This is a genomic window from Marinobacter halodurans, from assembly GCF_004327985.1.
GTDB lineage: Bacteria > Pseudomonadota > Gammaproteobacteria > Pseudomonadales > Oleiphilaceae > Marinobacter_A > Marinobacter_A halodurans.
In genome coordinates this window covers 1-219 of sequence record NZ_SJDL01000261.1, presented here as the reverse complement: position 1 = coordinate 219, position 219 = coordinate 1, and the positions used below count along the sequence as shown (strand labels likewise).

Annotated in this window: 1 protein-coding gene; it reads left to right on the top strand. The window is 69.9% G+C overall.

The features are described from left to right. Nucleotides 1–219, top strand: a 219-nt coding sequence (locus EZI54_RS24295) for a contractile injection system protein, VgrG/Pvc8 family (RefSeq protein WP_278248744.1), incomplete at both ends; no start/stop codon positions are given.

Here is a 219-nt window from a genome sequence, read left to right as displayed (position 1 = left end):
GGAACCCCGCCTACGCCCTGATGCACCAGGCCCATGCGGCGGACCTGGACAGCCAGCGCAGCGACTACGAGCACTACGACTACCCGGGCCGCTTCAAGGGCGATGCCTCCGGCCAGCCCTACACCGAAGCCCGGCTGGACAGCCTGCGCAAGGACGCCAGCCTCGGAAGTGGCGAGAGCAACCGCCCGGACTTCAGCGCCGGGGCCAAGGTCACCCTGT